This window comes from Flavobacterium sp. MMLR14_040, from assembly GCF_033657265.1.
Taxonomy (GTDB): Bacteria; Bacteroidota; Bacteroidia; order Flavobacteriales; family Flavobacteriaceae; genus Flavobacterium.
The window spans coordinates 18,033-36,805 of sequence record NZ_JAWVWO010000026.1; the positions used below are offsets into that span (position 1 = coordinate 18,033).

The 18,773-nt window shown below is 36.7% G+C and carries 11 protein-coding genes; 4 read left to right on the forward strand and 7 right to left on the reverse strand.

Features of this window, described 5'->3' with window-relative positions; translation table 11 throughout:
• Window positions 1-160 precede the first annotated feature (160 nt).
• From SD960_RS21695 to SD960_RS21710, 4 genes are all read left to right on the forward strand, one after another.
• The gene (locus SD960_RS21695; RefSeq protein WP_042566488.1) at window positions 161-799 is read left to right on the forward strand and encodes a (2Fe-2S)-binding protein; all 639 of its coding nucleotides are present in this window, start codon (window positions 161-163) and stop codon (window positions 797-799) included.
• Window positions 796-1,776 carry a xanthine dehydrogenase family protein subunit M gene (locus tag SD960_RS21700; protein WP_318805944.1) on the forward strand — a complete coding sequence of 327 codons (981 nt, stop codon included), beginning with the start codon at window positions 796-798 and terminating at the stop codon, window positions 1,774-1,776. The genes SD960_RS21695 and SD960_RS21700 overlap by 4 nt, the downstream gene beginning before the upstream one ends.
• 7 nt (window positions 1,777-1,783) lie before the next feature.
• The gene (locus SD960_RS21705; protein WP_318805945.1) at window positions 1,784-3,994 is read left to right on the forward strand and encodes a xanthine dehydrogenase family protein molybdopterin-binding subunit; all 2,211 of its coding nucleotides are present in this window, start codon (window positions 1,784-1,786) and stop codon (window positions 3,992-3,994) included.
• Window positions 3,995-4,779: 785 nt separating this feature from the next.
• Window positions 4,780-5,235 carry an Hsp20/alpha crystallin family protein gene (locus SD960_RS21710; RefSeq protein WP_318805946.1) on the forward strand — a complete coding sequence of 152 codons (456 nt, stop codon included), beginning with the start codon at window positions 4,780-4,782 and terminating at the stop codon, window positions 5,233-5,235.
• 105 nt (window positions 5,236-5,340) lie between these two features.
• Here the strand turns inward: SD960_RS21710 and SD960_RS21715 are convergent, their stop codons facing one another.
• From SD960_RS21715 to SD960_RS21745, 7 genes are all read right to left on the reverse strand, one after another.
• Window positions 5,341-6,735, reverse strand: a complete 1,395-nt coding sequence (locus SD960_RS21715; RefSeq protein ID WP_318805947.1) for a serine hydrolase — start codon at window positions 6,733-6,735, stop codon at window positions 5,341-5,343.
• A gap of 119 nt (window positions 6,736-6,854) precedes the next feature.
• The gene (locus tag SD960_RS21720) at window positions 6,855-7,418 is read right to left on the reverse strand and encodes a DUF2911 domain-containing protein (RefSeq protein WP_318805948.1); all 564 of its coding nucleotides are present in this window, start codon (window positions 7,416-7,418) and stop codon (window positions 6,855-6,857) included.
• A 66-nt stretch (window positions 7,419-7,484) separates the two neighbouring features.
• Window positions 7,485-9,302, reverse strand: a complete 1,818-nt coding sequence (locus SD960_RS21725; protein WP_318805949.1) for a glycoside hydrolase family 2 protein — start codon at window positions 9,300-9,302, stop codon at window positions 7,485-7,487.
• Between the two features lie 331 nt (window positions 9,303-9,633).
• Window positions 9,634-12,078 (reverse strand): glycoside hydrolase family 2 protein, encoded by a 2,445-nt coding sequence (locus SD960_RS21730; RefSeq protein WP_318805950.1) that lies wholly within the window; start codon window positions 12,076-12,078, stop codon window positions 9,634-9,636.
• 198 nt (window positions 12,079-12,276) lie between these two features.
• Window positions 12,277-13,452, reverse strand: coding sequence for a glycoside hydrolase family 88 protein (locus tag SD960_RS21735; RefSeq protein WP_318805951.1), 1,176 nt, complete (start codon window positions 13,450-13,452; stop codon window positions 12,277-12,279).
• A gap of 310 nt (window positions 13,453-13,762) precedes the next feature.
• Complete coding sequence (locus SD960_RS21740) at window positions 13,763-15,277, reverse strand: RagB/SusD family nutrient uptake outer membrane protein (RefSeq protein ID WP_318805952.1); 1,515 nt, start codon at window positions 15,275-15,277, stop codon at window positions 13,763-13,765.
• A gap of 377 nt (window positions 15,278-15,654) precedes the next feature.
• A complete protein-coding gene (locus SD960_RS21745; protein ID WP_318805953.1) occupies window positions 15,655-18,657 on the reverse strand; it encodes a TonB-dependent receptor in 3,003 nt (1,000 codons plus the stop codon).
• Between the last annotated feature and the right edge of the window lie 116 nt (window positions 18,658-18,773).

An 18,773-nucleotide genomic window follows, 5' to 3' on the forward strand; every position in this document is an offset into this window, starting at 1 on the left:
ATTATTGTAAAAATACGATTTTGAAATTTAACAGAAACAGTCCTTATCTAGAAAATTTCTGAATAACAGGATTATGTGAATTTTGTAATTTTTTCTCACAAAGGATACTTAAATTTGTTAGAATTACTACAAGCAATTTGTTAATTTAAAAACATTATGCATGGCTCCCAAGAAAACAAATATTAAGAAAGTAATCGAAGACGACACTAATTCCCGTCGCGATTTTATCAAAAAATCAGGATTATTTACCGCACTTGCTTTTGCTCCGCCTTCATTGGTTATGGCTTCAGAAAAAAAGTGGGATGAGAAAATTGCAGAATATTTAGAGACAGTTCCGCTTTCGATTGAAGTAAACGGTACAAAACACAATCTTAATGTTGAGCCACGAACTACTTTGCTGGATTTGTTGAGGGAGAATTTACAATTAACAGGAACAAAAAAAGGGTGCGATCACGGACAATGCGGCGCATGTACGGTTCATGTAAACGGTACCAGAATTTTGTCCTGTTTATCATTGGCATCCATGCAGCAAAATGCCCAGGTGACTACAATTGAAGGACTTTCGAAAGGAAAAAAATTACACCCGATGCAGGAAGCTTTTATCAAAAATGACGGTTTTCAATGTGGATATTGTACGCCGGGACAAATCATGTCGGGAATTGCCTGCATTAAAGAAGGTCATGCTAATAGTAGAGAAGAAATTAGAGAATATATGAGCGGAAACATTTGTAGATGTGGTGCTTATCATAATATTGTAGACGCGATAACAGAAGTTAAGGAAGGAGGGAAGCCATTATGAAAAACTTTCAAATCATTAGAGCGCTTTCATCCGGCTCTGCAGTAACCAATATTAGCAAAGAACCTTCGGCAATGTTTATTGCAGGCGGAACAAACCTGGTAGACTTAATGAAAAAGAATGTTGTTGCTCCAGACAAACTGGTTGACATCACAGCTTTAGAATTAAAAAAAATAGAGTTCACTACAGGAAAAGTATCGATTGGCGCATTGGCAAAAAACAGTCAGGTGGCCGAAGATAAATCCATAAAAGAAAAATATCCTTTGCTGGCTTTGGCATTAGCCGCCGGAGCGTCACAGCAAATCAGGCATATGGCAACCGTTGGAGGAAATATGTTACAGCGCACGCGCTGCTCTTATTTTTATAACACCGATATGCCGTGCAATAAAAGAACACCAAAAAGCGGCTGCGGAGCTATTGGAGGTTCTAACAGAATGCACGCCATTTTTGGAGCTTCAGATAGTTGCATTGCCGTTCATCCAAGTGATATGTGTATAGCACTTGCGGCTCTGGATGCGACCGTTTTTGTAGAAGGTCCAAAAGGGAAAAGACAAATAAAATTTACTGATTTTCATCGTCTTCCGGGAAATACGCCTGAAAAAGACAATACATTGGAAAATAAAGAATTGATTACTTCGATAGAAATTCCGGAGAATAATTTCACCAAAAATGTACATTATTTAAAAGTTCGTGACCGAAGCAGTTATGCTTTTGCATTGGTTTCAGTTGCGGTGGGTTTAGATATTAAAAACAATGTAATAAATGAGGCAAGGCTGGCAATGGGCGGTGTTGCGCATAAACCATGGCGATTAACAGAAGCGGAAGAATTTTTGAAAGGAAAAACAGTTTCTGAAGAAACATTCAAACAAGCGGCAAGTTTAAGTATGAAAGGTGCCAAAAGTTACGGCGATAACGCCTTTAAATTGACACTAGGACCAAATGCAATCACCGAAGCGTTAACTATAGCAGCATCTAAATAATTTGATTATGAGCAAGACAAGTAATATAAACAGAGTTGACGGATTTGCTAAAGTAACGGGTTCTGCAACTTATTCGGCTGAATATAAAACCGTTGGTGTTACCTATGCCTGTTTGGTTGGAAGTACGATTGCCAAAGGCCGAATCAAAAGTATTGATACTAAAAAAGCCGAATGGGCGCCGGGAGTTTTGGCGGTTATAACGCATTTAAATGTTGAGAAACCTGCAGGATACGAGCAAGCTAAACAACGTAATAATTTAGGACAGCCACTTCAAATATTTAAAGACGATTCGGTTCGTTATTATGATCAGCCAATCGCTTTGGTGATTGCAGATACTTTTGAGCGTATGCAATACGCGGCGAGTTTAATTAAAGCCGAATATTTAAAAGAAGAACATAACACACTACTTGAAAAAGTAAAAGATAAAAGCAGAAATCCCGGTGGAGATCGTGCCAAAGATTACAATCGTGGAACAGAAGATGCGTATAAAACGGCAGAAGTTGTTTTAGAAGCAGAATACACGATTCCGACAGAAGTTCATAATCCGATGGAATTGGCCAATATTATAGCAAAATGGGAAAATAATAAACCCATTTTATATACTAAAAGTCAGGGTGTAGAAGGAACCAGAAAAAGTGTTGGGAACGTTTTTGGAATTCCCCCAGAAGATGTAGAAGTACATTCTGAATATTTGGGTGGCGCTTTTGGAATGGGATTACATACCTGGCCTTATGAAATCGCAGCTCTTATCGGATCAAAAAGAATAGGAAAACCCGTTAAACTGGTTTTGCATCGCGAGCAAATGTTTACCAATGTTGGTTTTCGTCCTTACACCATTCAAAAAATGGGATTAGGCGCAACCAAAGACGGTAAACTTACAGGTTTAAGTCACGAAGCCCTGGCAATGACTTCAAACTATGAAGATTTTACCGAAGCAACCGTAAACATGTCACGTTTTATGTATGATTGCGCCAATGTTTCAACCAAATACCGAATTGCAGAACTGGACACTTGTACGCCGATCTGGATGCGTGGTCCCGGCGAAGCGACCGGTTCGTTTGCTTTGGAAAGCGCTATTGACGAATTGGCACATAAGTTAAATATGGATCCTATTGAATTTCGAAAACGCAATCATGCAGAGAAAGATCAGGAGCAAAATAAACCATGGAGCAGTAAATATCTTTTAGATTGTTACGAAGCCGGAATGAAACGTATTGGCTGGAAAAACCGTAAAAATAAACCGGCATCTGTTCGCGAAGGCGAGTGGCTTGTAGGTTACGGAATGGGAACGGGAACTTTTGGTTCTTACCGAAACCCTACGACAGTAAAAGCGAAATTTTTGGCAGATGGAAATTTGGTACTCCAATGTAGTGTAAACGATATGGGACCCGGAACAGCAACTATGATGACGGCGATTGGTGCAGAAATTACCGGAATTCCAACTGAAAATGTAGTAATTGAAATGGGGCGAAGCGGATTGCCAAAAGGACCAACGCAAGGTGGCTCTGCAACGACTTCGTCTGTGGGCTCTGCAGTTCACGATGCCTGTAATTTATTAGTTAGTAAAGCTTTAGGTTTGGCAACAGAAAACCCGACTTTTAAAAATATTCCTATCACAGATTTAGCTTTTGCAAATGGTTCGGTTTCTTCTAAAAAAGAGGGTTCAAAATCAATTTCTTTAGCAACTTTGCTGAGTGCTAATAAATTAGAAGAATTAGCGGTCGAAAATGAATCAAAAGGTTCAGAAGAAGCTAAAAAATATTCTATTTATTCGTTTTCAGTACATTTTGTAAAAGTATTGGTAAATCCGAATTTAGGTAAAATCAGAATTGCTCACGTAGTTTCCTGCGCTGATATTGGCACAGTAATCAACCACAAAACTTCGGCGGGACAAATGTACGGTGGTGCAGTTGGCGGAATCGGAATGGGATTAATGGAAGCTTTAGAAATTGATCACCGTTTTGGCCGCCCAATCAATAATAATTTTGCCGATTACCATGTTCCTGTAAATGCTGATATTGAAAAGCAGGAAGTGTTTTTTGTAAATAAAAAAGATCCTGTAAGTAACCCAATGGGAACAAAGGGTTTAGGAGAAACAGCATTGGTAGGAATGGCGCCGGCAATTGCAAATGCAGTTTTTAATGCAACAGGAAAACGTGTTAGAGATTTACCAATTACACTGGATAAGATTTTAGAGCCTGGTGTAGCGGAAGCATAAAATATTGTGTGCATATTGCTTCTTTACCGATATGTAATCTCTACGAGATACGATTTTTTATTTATGAATAAAATTCAAATCTAAAAGATAATCCGTTAGGATTTACATAGTGTTAACAAAGTCGTATTCCCCAGTTCAAATATCCCGTAGGGATTACATAAACTATTGTTTACTTTACAATAGTTAGCAAGCAAAAGAATCAACAATCCCTTTAAGAATCGAATAATTTGATTCTTAAAGGGATTTTCTTAATTAAATAAAATGAGCCGTATTTCAAGATAGTTAATAAAGTCATCGATAAAAAATGATGCAAAATGTCATAAAGCGAAAAGTCATTAATTTTGTGGACACAAATTAAAAAAATGCTACATGATTATTAAATGGGATATAAAAAAGTAGTTTTCTTAATTACTGTCTTTTAAATCTTTAGGCTGATATTTCGTTTATGACAATGCACCATTTTTTTTAATTTGGTATTGGTTAGTATAGAATTTTATGATTGGATAATAGTTAAGTTTTTTACAAGTTGTGGAACATTTCTTAATAATTATTTTTCTATACTACATCAAAAATAAATTTAGAAAACACACGTTATTTATATAATTTCATTTATTTGTTACATAATTTCCATGTTTTAAATTTTGGACTGACATTTTTTCGTATGTATCTGAAATTGTGTCAAATAAACATTGAAAAAATGACAGTTTTTTTATTTTGGTATTTATTTTGCTTTTTTTTGGTTGTGAAATAAATTTTAATGTATAACTATTTAAAAAGTAAAAGTCATGTTAACTATTAGAAGAAACGGGACAAATTCCCATGCATTTCCGGCATTATTTGACGACTTTTTCAGTCGTGAACTTTTTAACTGGGGAAACAATAATTTTTCATCCACCAGTACAACCGTACCATCCATAAATGTTAAAGAAACAGCCGAAAATTATGAGGTTGAAGTCGCAGCTCCGGGACTCGACAAAAAAGACTTTAATGTTACCCTGGATAATAACTTACTGACTATTTCCTGCGCCAAATCTACAAGTACAGAAGAGAAAGGGGAAGGAGATAATTACACTCGCAGAGAGTTTAGTTACCAATCATTTCAAAGAAGTTTTGAATTGCCAAAAAACGTTGTAGATGAGGATAATATAAATGCCCGCTACGATAACGGAATTTTAAATCTTACTATTCCGAAAAAAGATGAGGCAAAACAAAAAGCACCAAAAATGATTGAGATCGCATAATGATTAAGTCTCATTTCGAGATTATTTATCTGTTTTATTCATGCAAAAGGCTGTCAATTTTGACAGCCTTTTGTTTTTATCTTATTTAAAAATTATCTAATTGTTTCATTTCTTAAAAGCTGGCAAAATATATTTCTGAATCAATTCATCACTCGGCGATTGTGAGTTATAATTTCCGCCGGTAATCACGGTAACCATATTCTGTTCTTCCCAAATATAAATTTTCTGTCCGCCGTTTCCTTGTGCAGCCTTTCCGAAGAAACGGGTGCCATTTACCTCAAGATATTTAAGCCACCACAAATAACCGTAGTTTACGCCTTGAATAACAGAATGTTTGGCTAAAGATTCCTCGATCCAGTTTTTAGAAATAACCTGCTTGTCTGCCCACATTCCTTTATTTAGATACAGCAAACCAAATTTAGCCATATCTCTCGGCGTTAAATAAACCTGACAGAAAGTTTCAGAACTGGAAGCATCGGGTTTAAAATTCCATTTGAAATTTTTAATGCCAATATCTTTAAAAAGCGTTTGTTTTGCAAAATCCGGAAGCGTCATTTTAGTTGCTTTTTCAACAATTCTTCCCAGCGTAATCGGATTACCGGAACAATACATTCCTCGTCCGTCGGGGACATCAATCATAGGCAAATCCAGCGTAAATTGTATCCAGTCGTCAGAATTGTTCATTGTCGTTTCATTTCCTTCCGATTTAGGATTCGATACATCGCAATCAAGTCCGCTTTGATTGGTTAAAAGGTTTTCAATTGTAATTTGTCTTTTATCATCTGTGAGGTTTTTAAAAGTATATTCCGGAAAATAAGAAAGTACAGTTTCAGTTTTACTTTTAATTAAGCCTTTATCAATTGCAATTCCCGTAAGGGCAGAAATGATACTTTTTGTAGCAGAACGCATTTCGTGCAATTTGGTTTTGTTGTATTCATAAAAATATTCTTCAAAAACCAGTTTGCCATCCTTTATAATCAAAACGCTGTGTACGTTTGCATAAGTTCCGTCAACAATTTTTTGCATCATTTCGTTCAATAATGCTTTATCGAGTCCCGTGTTATCGAGCGTTCCGGTCAATAAACCATCAAGGTCTTTTTTGGGTGGCTGATAGCTATATTTAAAATCTTTTTGATTGAGTCTTGGATACCACATTTCTTTTGGAAAAAGAACCTTTTTACTAATCAGGTTAAATGTTTTTTCCTGAGAAGTATAACCGGTAATCGCAGAAGCATTATTTCTTAAGAAAATCACTTTTTCTTTAGACATGTTTAAAAAGATGTCTTTTTCAGAAGGTTTTAAAGCATATTTGCTTTCGTTGATAATCGCATACAAAATGGTGTCCTTTGGCGAGGCGGCGATTTGTAAAGTAGTATTGTTTTGGTATTCATAAATACCTTCATATTCTTTTAATTGCTCATAAGTAATTTTAAATTTTTGTTGAGAATATCCGCAATAAACGGACAACAGAAATAGCAGCAATACATACTTTTTTTTCATTTTTGTGGTTTTTTGGTTGGTGGTTAGTTGTTAAATTTACTTCAATATTAAGCAAAAAAAAGAGACACTAATTATTTAATTAAGTGTCTCTTTGATATTTAAGTCGAAATATTGACTAATTATTTTATTGTGATCGGAACTTCAACTGTTGTTTTATCCCATCCAATTACCAAATTTGTTACTTTATCTTTTGATGTAAAAGCAATTGATAAAGCTTCGATTACTTCTGAAACTGGTTTTACAGGAACCGTAATTTTTACAAGATCTTTGCTTTCATCATAAGCATAGCCGCCCCATAAATCAAGTTCCTTATTGATAATGATGGTCCATTTATCTTTTTCAGGAATGGCAAACAAGCTATAAGTTCCTGCAGGAACCGCAACACCATTGATAGTTGCCGGTTTGTAGAATTTGATTTCTGTATTCTCATTTGCACCAACTCTCCAAACTTCACCGTATTTTATCAAATCTCCAAAAATTGTACGTCCTTTTACAGAAGGTCTTGAATAAATAACTTTGATAGAAGGCGATGGAGTATCTGTTTTTTTGAATTTAAGCGCTTTATTTGGGAAATAAGCAATATCAACCGGACTAGCGTCTAATGGTGGAAATTTTACTACGTCTTGAGCTTTAACTGAAATAGCAATCAAAAAAGTAATTGCCAATAAACTAAATTTTTTCATAAGAATTGTAATTTGTTAATAGGTTCATACAAAGTAAGAGAATAACAAAGAGAAATCATACAATTTTTACTCTTTTTTCTTCTTGTCATACCAATTCTGCATAATATAAAAGGCTTTCTTTTTTTGACCATCGTTAGAAATCAATCCTTTGCGGTTGTATTCGTCCTGAATTCCCGGTAAAAGTCGTCTTGGAGATCTGAAATCAACTAAAATCCACGGACTTGTACCACTCAAATGCGGAATATTCTCTATCATTTTTAAATTCTGAATGTATAAGTATTCCTGAAATTCTTCTGTCCAGCGCTCGTTTTTTTCGCCGTGCAATCCGGCTTTGGCATCGCCTCCAAATTCAGAAACAATAACCGGTTTGTTGTATTTGGTTTTCCAGAAAATTTTTTCGGCGTCTTCCAGTTTTCCGCCGTACCAACCTAAATATTGGTTGAAAGAAATAATATCTAAATATTCTCCAATCGGATCATTTATCGTTCCAAAACCATCACTTCCGCTTTGCGTTAATAAAGCCGCACTGATTAATCTGGTGTTGTCTAAAGATTTGGTATGATCGACTAATTTTTTGATGAAAACATTTCTTGCGTCAGAAATTGGCGTCTCATTGGCCATCGACCAGATAATGATGCAAGCTCTGTTTTTATCTCTTGTAATTGCTGCAGTCATTTGATCTTCGGCATTTTGATAAGTGGCTTCTCTTGTAAATTCAACCGTCCAGTATACGGGAATTTCCTCCCAAACCATTAATCCCATTTTGTCTGCCTGTCTGATAATATTTTCGTTATGCGGATAATGCGCTAAACGAACATAATTACAACCCAATTCTTTGGCCCAGTTTAGCAAACGCAAAGCATCTTCTTCAGAATTCGCACGTCCGCCTTTTGCATTTTCTTCGTGAATCGAAATCCCGCGCAAAAAGATCGGTTTTCCGTTTAATAAAATTTTATCTTCTTTGGTTTCGATTGTTCTGAAACCAATGTTGTCTTTCAGTTTTTGTCCGTTAAAATCGATCGTAACATCATATAATTTGGGATTTTCAGGCGACCAAAACGAGATTTTTTTCGCCGGAATTTCGAAGTTTAAAATTCCGTCAGCACCTAGTTTTCCTTTAAAATTAATTTTCAGTTCCGGAATCGAAATTGAAACCGAATTTTGTGAAGCTTCTAAATTATTAATCTTTACAAAACCGGAGATCAAATCGGTACTATTCTTTTTCAGCTGAATATTATAATCTTCTACAAATGAAGCGTTTTCTTCAATTAAAGTCACATCACGCGTGATTCCGCCATAATTCCACCAATCGGTATTTATTGTTGGAACATCTTCTTTATGGCGTGTATTATCGACTTTAATAACCAAATAATTATCTTTTGATTTTACAATCGCAGTTACTTCATAATTAAAAGGCGTAAATCCGCCAATATGAGTTCCGAGTTTTTTGCCGTTTAAATAAACATCCGCCTTATAATTGATCGCTCCCAGATAAAGAAAAAGACGTTTTCCGGCTTTTAAATCATAATCGAAAGACTTCTTGAACCAGACATTTCCCTCATAATATTTCAGTTCCGGAACCTGCGAAGTCCAGTCACCCGGAATATTGATTTTCGGGGATTTATCAAAGTCATATTCGACTAATTCCTGTTTGTTTACTGCGTGGTAATTATTGAAATATGCTGCGTTGGAAGGTTTTGCCTGTTTATCGTATTCATCGTGATGAAAGCTGTAATATCCTGTTTCATAAGGATCAACAATGTAATTCCAAACACCGTTTAAAGAAGTTGTATTTCGGTTTGGAACGTTTGAGATTAGGTTTTGATTTTGTGCAAATCCTAATATGGAGTAGGTTAGGAGTAATGTGGTTATTAGTTTTTTCATTAGTATTTTTTTTATTGTTTGTTTTTGCCACAAAGGCACTAAGGCGCAAAGTTTCATTTTTTGTCATTTCGACGGAGGAGAAATCACACTAGAAATTCCGTGTGCAAAATCGCCAATCTTTGTCGATTTTCTACATTTCCAGAGATTAAAATCCCGGGCTAAAATATAAATCGTTCCTCCGGAACTTTTAGAAAAGAGCCTTAGGTTCGATTTATATTTTAGGGATGGATTTTAATCCATTTATCGCGTGCAAATCGCCCATCTTTGTCGAGTTTCGAGTGTGATCCTTCCTCCGTCAGGATGACGAACTATGCTATAAAAACTTTGTGCCTTAGCGACTTTGTGGCATTATTTTTAAATATTCCCCCTTAAAACTCTGATTCAAAGCCGTCATTTCAATTGGCAAACCAGAACCATCCGGCACAACTTCAATCGAAGCCTTTCCATTTGCCATTCTGATGGATTCACTTCCTGTTGGAGTTCCCTGATTTTTCATGGTTTTCCCACCTTTCAAACATTGAAAATAAACGCTCTCTTCATAATCCAGACAACGCAAATTATTATTGTCAATCGCAATTGCCGTAACCAGATAATTGCCATTTTTTAATTTTTCCGAAGACAATTGCAGCGACGTTGCCGTATCATTTTTGTTAAAACGATAGTTGACTTTCAAAGTATCCGAAACCGTTTTTCCGGCTGTTGTTTTTCCAACCGCAATCAGCGTATTTTCTCCCTTCAAAAAATTCACATCCCAAGTTAATCCATTTGCAGGATATAACGAAAGATTTCTTTGTTTTTCTCCAAGCGATTTTCCTTCATGATAAAGCGTAACTCGCTCACAATTACTAAAAACGCTTAGGGTTCTTGGCGTATTCTCCGGCCCCTGGCGTTCTGTCCAGGTATGCGATTCGATATACGCAAACGGTTCTTTTGCCCAATAACTTTTAAAAACATAATAAGCATCTTTCGGAGTTCCGTTTCGGTCCACAAGCCCTTTTTGGTTCATGTACGGAATATCATCTTCCGGTCGCAAAGGCGTTGCAAAATCCTTAAACGCCCACTGCACATTTCCCACAAATGCCGGATCGTTCTCGGATATATGCAAATGCCAGTCAAATAAATCGACGATATAATTCTCGCTCCAATCGCCAATTTGCGCAATGTTTGCCACTTTGGTTTGCACGATGGCTTCTTCCCAACCTTCGGCTTTGATGACATTTTCGCCCGTTACGGGATTTTCGCTGTGACGGCCAACGTGACTATCACCGCCATATTCGGCGTGAATAAAATGTTTGTATTCTTTTTTGTAAACGTCAATTGCTTTTTGATAACTTTTATAACTTCCTGAATACCAGCCAGACCAGATAGAAGGCGAGAAGACATCCACAATTTGTGAACCTTCATAATATTTTCGAATCGCCGTTTTTCTGGTAGGATCCATTTTGTGTGCGATGTCGTTTAATTCCGTTAAAAATGCATTTGTTTTTTCTGTATTATCGCCGTTTGGAAAATCCGGAAGCCAGTTCATTTCATTTCCCAAAGACCAAATTATAATACTCGGATGATTGTAATTTTGGTTGATGATTTCGGCCAGCATATTTTTAGTATTGGTTTGCCAAAGTTCACCGCCAATTCCGCCGCGACACCACGGCAATTCATCCCAAACCAAAAGACCCAATTCATCACAAGCTTTGTAAATTTCGGGATCTTGCGGATAATGCGCCAGGCGAACAAAATTGGCACCCATGTTTTTTATCGATTTCATATCTGCCCAATGCTGCTCGTTTGTCATAGCTGCGCCAACGCCCGCCTGTTCTTCATGGCGATGTGTTCCTCGAATCAACAATCGCTTTCCGTTCAGGTAAAACGGACCGTGATCTTTAAACTCAAACCATCTAAAGCCTACTTTTTCGTTTACGCTGTCGATAATTTGTTTTTTTTCTGATAAAGTAGCCGTTACCGAATATAAATTCGGATTGTCCGTATCCCACAATTCCGGATTTTTAATATTTTTGAAAGTAATATTCGACGTTTTATCTGAAATCAAAATCGTTTTGCTGGCCACTTTTTTCCCTTTCGGATTTTTAAGAATCACAGTTAAGGATAAATCCTGGGCATTTTCCGAATTTATTGTCGAAGCCAGAATTTGTACCGAAGCTTTTTTTGCAGAAACTTCGGGCGTGGTAATTTTTAGATTATCAATTCTATTTTTGTATTGAGACAAAAGCCAGACATCTCTCGTGATTCCACCATAAATAAAAAAATCACTTTTTTGCGACGGAATTATTTCGATATCATAACTATTATCAACACGTACAAAAATGTCGTTGTTTCCTTCGGTTATAAAATTCGTAATATTGATCGTAAACCCAATATAACCGCCAATATGTCCGCCGGCTTCTTTGCCGTTTACATATACTTTGGTAGTTACATTAGAGCCTTCAAAATATAAAAAATAACGTTTGTTCGGGTCTATTCGGGCAATGTTCAATTCCTTTTGATACCAGCTTGCGTCGCGTCGGTAACCCGGATTTAAATCGGTTGCATCTTCGGCATTCCACGTATGTGGTAAATTTATAGACGACCAGTTTGCCGCTTTTTTTGCTTCAGAAAGACTTGAAGTATGATTTTCTAAATACAGCCAGTTTTCATTGATATTGGTCTTTGTTCGCATTGCCGAATTTTTCTGGGCAAAGCCAAAGAAGAAAACAAACTGAAAAACAATCAAGAAAGCAATATCAGAAAAAAAGGTATAGTTGTGATGTAGTTTTTGCATAAATTATAAAGCTTTTTTTTTAGGTTCAAAGGGAAAAAGGTTCAAAGGGCAAAGATTCAAAGGATGATAGTTTCAAAGGCAGAAAACCTTTGTCACTTTGTACCTTTGTACCTTTTTTTAGGTTTATCAGGTTCAAAGGTTCAAAGGCAGAAAACCTTTGTTACTTTGCACCTATGCACCTTTGAACCTTTTATCTTGCTACTTTCTTCTCAATAATGCTTCCAGAAAATAATAGTCGGCATAGATTATAGGTTCGTCGATTTCGTCGTGTTTGGGCCAGTTTCCGGTACTGTGATCCAGAATAAAAGGCGCTTTTACAGCATCAGGTAAAATGTATTTTTCGGATTGTAAAGACGTCATTATTTTATCGGCGAAAGCCAAATAACTTTGATTCTTGGTATATCCGTAAAGTTCGTACAAGGCAGAAGCCATGACGGTTGCAGCAGAAACATCGCGTGCCGAATTTGGAATAGCAGGATCTTTAAAATCCCAATATGGAATTCCATCTTCGGGCAGATTTTTATTCGTCATAAAAAATCTGGCGGTCGCTTCAGCCTGTTTTAAATATGCCGGATCTTGGGTATATCGGTACGACATCGTAAATCCGTAAACTGCCCAGCCTTGTCCGCGTGCCCAAACCGAATCGTCATTGTAACCCTGAAGTGTAGTTTTCTTCCTAACTTCTCCGCTAGCAGGATTATAATCAATAACATGATAACAGCTATTGTCTTCTCTAAACTGATTTTTCAGTGTAGTATTCGCATGTTTTACAGCAATATCATGATACTTTTGATTTCCTGATAATTTTGATGCCTCAAACAGCAATTCAAGATTCATCATATTATCGATGATCACTGGATAATCCCAAATTTCCTTATTGAAATCCCACGAACGAATTGCACCCACTTTTGCGTTAAAACGCGTGCATAAAGTTTCGGCGCCTTTAATTATCACATCTTTGTATTCTTGTTTGTTTTCCACTTTCAGCGCTTCTCCAAAACTGCAAAACACTTTAAAACCAACATCGTGTGAATTACTATTAACGCTTTCTTTTTTACTGAAAGGTGTCCACTTTTGAGCTTGCTCTTTGTATTTTGATTCGTTTGTAAGGCGGTACAATTGCCATAAGTTTCCGGCAAAAAATCCGCTTGTCCAGTCTCTCGACGGCACTTTTTTTATTAAATTGGTTTTAATAGTCATACTTCGCGGCATCGACATCGAATCTACCGGATAATCGAGTAACATTTTGTATCGGTTTTCCAGAAGATGTTCAGCACTTGCCGAAGTTTTGGTCTGAGAATTAATTCCGGATTTGCACGCTGTCCCAAGCAGTGCAAACCATAGAATTAAAGAAATGAAACTAACTTTCTTCATGCTTATGTTTTTTTTAAATTAAAAATTGAGAATTAAAAATTAAAAATCTTTGAAACCGTAATTTTGCATGCGATGAATGGATTAAAATCCATCCCTACAAAATAGGCCGAGCCTAAGGCTCTTTCCTAAAAGTTCCGGAGGAACGATCTATATTGTAGCCAGGGATTTTAATCCCTGGAAAACAATGATTTCGACAACGATTGACGATTTGCGTACGGATTTTCTAGTGTGATTTCTCCTCCGTCGAAATGACAAAAAAATAGAAATTTTTAATTTTTAATTCCAAATTTTTAATTCATTCTAATGAATATTAATACCCGGGATTATTCGGTTTTAAATTAGGATTAATCGCTAATTCAGTTCCCGGCAACGGCCATAAATAATCTTTGTTTACATCAAAAGTGTGCGGCTCCAAACCATTCACGCCAAAAACGTCAGGACCAATTTTTAATCGCTTGATATCGTACCATCTGATGTATTCAAAAGCTAATTCTAAACGTCTTTCCTCAATCACCATTTTTCTAAAATCGACCTGAGAAAGTCCCGGTGTTACGTTTGCAGGAAACGAAACCTGTTTTCCGGCTTTGTTTCTTGCTCTGGCGCGAACACGATTTACATAACCATCAGCTTCTGTAGTTCCCGGTGTGATTTCGTTTAAAGCTTCAGCAGCCGTTAACAAAACTTCTGCGTAACGCATGGTGATGTAATTGTGTTGCGAAGTTCTTCCGTTTGCTCCGGCTTTTCCAGGAAAACGAAAGTATTTTGCAATATGCGGACGCGGTGCTTTTTCGTTATCGCTTGAAGGAAAGATTTGCAAAGATCCACCCGGACCTGTTTTCTTTCTGATAATCGTATCAAAACTTACCGCACGTCTGTAATCTCTTTGATCCCAGGTATTAAAGACTTTCAATGAAGGAACCGCAACCGAAAATCCTTGTCCATAACTATAACTGTCATCTTTTAAAGAACCTGTAAAAAACGCTGTATAATCCTGACCGTAATTTCCTGATGTTAAGTTATTAAAGTCAATCGTAAACAAAGGTTCTTTTAACGCTGCCGCTTTTGTAGCATTAAATAAATCCTGAAAATCAGCATCTAAACCTAAACCAAATTTAGCTTCGTTTGAAATCACATATTTCGCTTCATCATACGCTTTTTGATAATTTCCTAAAGTCAGATAAACAGAAGCCAAATAACCTGCCGCAGTACCTTTTCCGGGAACGGCTTTTACTTTTGGTTTATCTTCTAGCCATTGTTTTGCAAATTCCAGATCGGCAATAATTTTTGGGTATACATCAGCTTCTTTGGTTCTGCTTAGCGAATTTACCTGAGAAACATCATTTACCACAAAATCAATGTACGGAATATCGCCAAAAATTCGAACCAAATGATAGTAAGCAAACGCTCTTGCAAAATAAGCCTGAGCTACAATGGCGTTTACTTTTGCAGGATCTCCGGGCGTTTTTTTAGCACCTTCAATAGCCTGATTTGCAGCCGTAATAATTACATACGATTGTGGCCAAAAGTTAGCAACAAGCGCATTGGTATCATTCATATTCATATCATTAACATCGATACGCGCAGCCTGCGTGGTTCTGTCGCCAATATCGGCCATATCATCACGAAGCATAAGGGCAATCGTAAATTCACGTCCCCAATAATTATTGTGGGCAATGTTGGCAAAAGCTCCGTTTACAGCGGCTTGCAAGTCATCTGTATTGTTAAAAAAGTTGTCGGGACGAATAATTCCCACTGGTTTTTCTTCAAGGTCAGAACAGCCAAAGGCGAATATTCCCAAGAAAAGAAAAGCTATATATTTTTTCATAATATTATTTTTTAGGTATTGGGTGTAATAATTTTAACACATAGAAACAGAGCTTTTGGGAACGCTAAATAAGACGTTTCACTTGCATTAAGAATGATAGTATTTTGCATATCGCCATGTGTGAAAACTTGTTTTTTTTTATTTCCTCTTTTTGAGAAAGAAAAATCTATGTTTCTATGTGTTTCATATTATTTTTTTAGGTATTGAATGTATATTTAACACATAGAAACATAGCATTTTGGAACGCTTTATAGACGTTTCACTTGCATTAACAATCATAGCATTTTGCGTAAAGCTATGTGTGAAAACTTGTTTTTTTAATTTCCTTCTTTTGACAAAGAAAAATCTATGTTTCTATGTGTTTAATATTATTTAGACTAAAATTTTAAATTAAAACCGAAAGTAAAAGTTCTCACATTTGGGTAACTTCCATATTCTAATCCTAGGTTGGTGTTACTTCTCGCGTTGGTATCATTCAGGTAATTTCCTTCAGGATCAGAACCTGGATAATCTGTAATTGTCCAAAGATTTTGCGCGCTGATGTAGAAACGAACTTTGCTTAAACCAATTTTCGAAACCACTTTTTCATCTAAACTATATCCGATAGAAACGTTTTTTAAACGAATGTAACTTCCATCATAAACAAATCTCGAAGTAACCCTTTTTGTTCTTGCCGCATTAATTGGCACGGTGGTGTCAGTATTTGTTGGAGTCCAGGCGTCTAAAACTTCTGTTGTAGCATTGTTGTTTCCGGATGCCAGTTCCATCAATGTATAATTTAAGATTTGGTTTCCTTGCGAGCCCTGAAAGAAGATATTCAAATCAATATTTTTATACGTGAAATCATTGTTTAAACCGAAGATAAAATCAGGATTTGGGTTTCCGATAATCGTTTTATCGTTAGAATCCAGTTTTCCGTCGCTGTTTACATCTTTGAATTTTTCTCCACCGGCAATTGTTTCAAAATTCCCAGGAAGAGCCGTTTCACCTTGCTGAATTACACCATCATAAACAAATCCGAAGAAAGAACCAACCGGCTCACCAACTCTTAAAATTTGAGAATCCGTTGCAAGGAAATGTCCTGGCGTAGAGTTGATTAAAAGATCTTTATTATCCGCCAGTTTTAATACTTTGTTTTTGTTTGAAGAAATATTAAAGTTCGTAGACCATGTGAAATCTGCACCAACAAAGTTTTTAGAGTTAATGCCTAATTCCCAGCCTTTGTTTTCTAACTCACCCACATTTTGAAGCTGAGAAGCAATTCCGGAAACGCCCGGTAAAGGTCTGTTGAACAATAAATCTTTCGTAATCGTTTTGTAATAATCTGCCGTTAAACTGATTCTGTTATCGAATAAACCCAAATCAATTCCGTAATCTTGTTGATAAGACGTTTCCCATTTCAAATTCGGATTATCCAAAGAAGTCAATTGAACCGCGTTTACGATAACGTCACCGCTCACATCATAAATTTCTGAAAATCTCGATAAAGTAGAGTAGGCGCCAATTGACGGGTTTCCGGTTGCACCATAACTCGCTCTCAATTTAAGGTTTGAAATCGTTTTGTTGTCTTTTAAGAAATTCTCTTTAGCAATATTCCAACCCACGGCTCCAGAAGGGAAAGTTCCGTATTTGTAGTTTTTACTAAAGCTTGAAGAACCGTCACGACGTGCTGTAAACGTAAATAAATATTTATCGTCGTAATCAAAATTCAACCTTCCAAAAGCGGAGATCAATTCTGTTTCAGATAAATTCGAATCCGGTTTTAAGAAAACAGTTCCCGCGCCTAAATTTCGGTACGAATTGGTATTCGTCAAAAATCCTCTTGAAGCTGCGTACGAGCTTTCGTTTTTGTTTTTTTGGTACGAATAACCTCCAAGAACCGTCAAGATTCCTTTGTCGATAATCTCTTTTTTATACGTCAGGTAATTTTCTGTAAGGAAAGAAGAAAATCTCGTGTTGTTTACAGAAGCTTCTCCTTTGATATTTTTTCCTGCAATTAAAGTCGACGGAATAAATCTTCCGGTTTGCGAATTATTATCGGTTAATCCTAAAGTAGTTTTGAAGTCAAGATCTTTCGTGATTTTATATTGAGCAAAGAAATTTGATCTGTTTACGATTGAAACGGTTTCCAAAACATTTTCCATCGCAGTCGCATACGGATTGTCGATATCGTCACCAATTGGCGCTGTTGTTGTATAACTTCCGTCTGCATTATAAATTCCTTTGTCTGGCATAAAACGATACGCAGCAGCAATTACACCCGCAGCACCAGTTCCTCCAGCGCCGGTTTGGCTAATAATTCCTTCCTTGTTTTGTTTGCTTTGAAATAAATTCAAACCCACTTTAAAACGGTCAGACAGATCAGCTTCAAGATTACTTACAATCGTGTATTTGTCAATTCCTGAGTTAATTACAACTCCGTTTTGGTTAAAATAGTTTCCGGAAACATAATATCTCACGTTTTCAGATCCGCCGGAAAACGAAAGAGATGTATTCGAAACCATTCCGTCACGGTAAATAACATCCTGCCAATCTGTATTTGCACCGCCATCAGTATGTGTTGTAAAACTTTTTCTATACGCCACAAATTGTTCAGCATTTAATAAATCCAATTTATTATTTACCGATTGTACCGATGTAGAATTGCTGAATTCGATAACTGGTTTTCCCGGTTTTCCTTTTTTGGTTGTCACCATAATAACCCCATTTGAACCTCTCGAACCGTAAATTGCCGTTGCAGATGCATCTTTAAGAACCTCAATAGAAGCAATATCCTGAGGCGCTGGCATGGCAACGCCCGCAAAACCATCGACTACAACAAGCGCATCACCACTCGCATTGATCGAAGTACCGCCACGAACCCTTATTTTTACAGGAGCGCCCGGTTCACCACCATTATTTGATTGTACCGAAACCCCTGCAGCACGTCCTTGCAACGCCTGTTCTGCATTTAATAAGGGGTAAGCCGTTAATTCTTTTGCTGTAACAGAAGATACAGAACCTGTTATGTCACTCTTTTTTCGGGTACCGTAACCCACAACGATGACTTCTTCAAGATTTTTGGTGTCTGGTTTTAAACTTACGTTGATGACCGTTTTGCCTCCTACGGGAATTTCAACCGTTTGATAGCCCACAAAGTTGAAGACTAAAACAGCATTTTTGTCTGAAACGAAAACACTATAATTTCCATCCATATCGGCAGATCCTCCCACCGAAGATCCTTTAACATAAACATTGGCACCAGGAAGCCCGAGTAAATCTTCGCTGGAAGTAACTTTTCCTGTGATTTTTTTCTCCTGTGCATTCATCATGATATTGGCCAGTAAAAAAAGTACCAGAAAACACCATTTAAGTGATTTAATTTTGAGATTTGTAAACATTCATTTTGGTTTTAGGTTAGTGTTAGATAAAATAAAAAAGCAATAAACTCATTCCGATTATGAGCAGCATACAGAGAATTTGCAGCAGCAGGAATTTTGTTTTTTTGATTTTCATA

Excerpts from the sequence above, each read along its gene's own strand:
- SD960_RS21735 (WP_318805951.1), bottom strand. The coding sequence starts at position 13,452 with ATGAAGAAAGTTAGTTTCATTTCTTTAATTCTATGGTTTGCACTGCTT.
- SD960_RS21725 (WP_318805949.1), bottom strand. The coding sequence starts at position 9,302 with ATGAAAAAACTAATAACCACATTACTCCTAACCTACTCCATATTAGGA.
- SD960_RS21710 (WP_318805946.1), top strand. The coding sequence starts at position 4,780 with ATGTTAACTATTAGAAGAAACGGGACAAATTCCCATGCATTTCCGGCA.
- SD960_RS21745 (WP_318805953.1), bottom strand. The coding sequence starts at position 18,657 with ATGTTTACAAATCTCAAAATTAAATCACTTAAATGGTGTTTTCTGGTA.
- SD960_RS21695 (WP_042566488.1), top strand. The coding sequence starts at position 161 with ATGGCTCCCAAGAAAACAAATATTAAGAAAGTAATCGAAGACGACACT.
- SD960_RS21730 (WP_318805950.1), bottom strand. The coding sequence starts at position 12,078 with ATGCAAAAACTACATCACAACTATACCTTTTTTTCTGATATTGCTTTC.
- SD960_RS21740 (WP_318805952.1), bottom strand. The coding sequence starts at position 15,277 with ATGAAAAAATATATAGCTTTTCTTTTCTTGGGAATATTCGCCTTTGGC.
- SD960_RS21705 (WP_318805945.1), top strand. The coding sequence starts at position 1,784 with ATGAGCAAGACAAGTAATATAAACAGAGTTGACGGATTTGCTAAAGTA.
- SD960_RS21720 (WP_318805948.1), bottom strand. The coding sequence starts at position 7,418 with ATGAAAAAATTTAGTTTATTGGCAATTACTTTTTTGATTGCTATTTCA.
- SD960_RS21700 (WP_318805944.1), top strand. The coding sequence starts at position 796 with ATGAAAAACTTTCAAATCATTAGAGCGCTTTCATCCGGCTCTGCAGTA.
- SD960_RS21715 (WP_318805947.1), bottom strand. The coding sequence starts at position 6,735 with ATGAAAAAAAAGTATGTATTGCTGCTATTTCTGTTGTCCGTTTATTGC.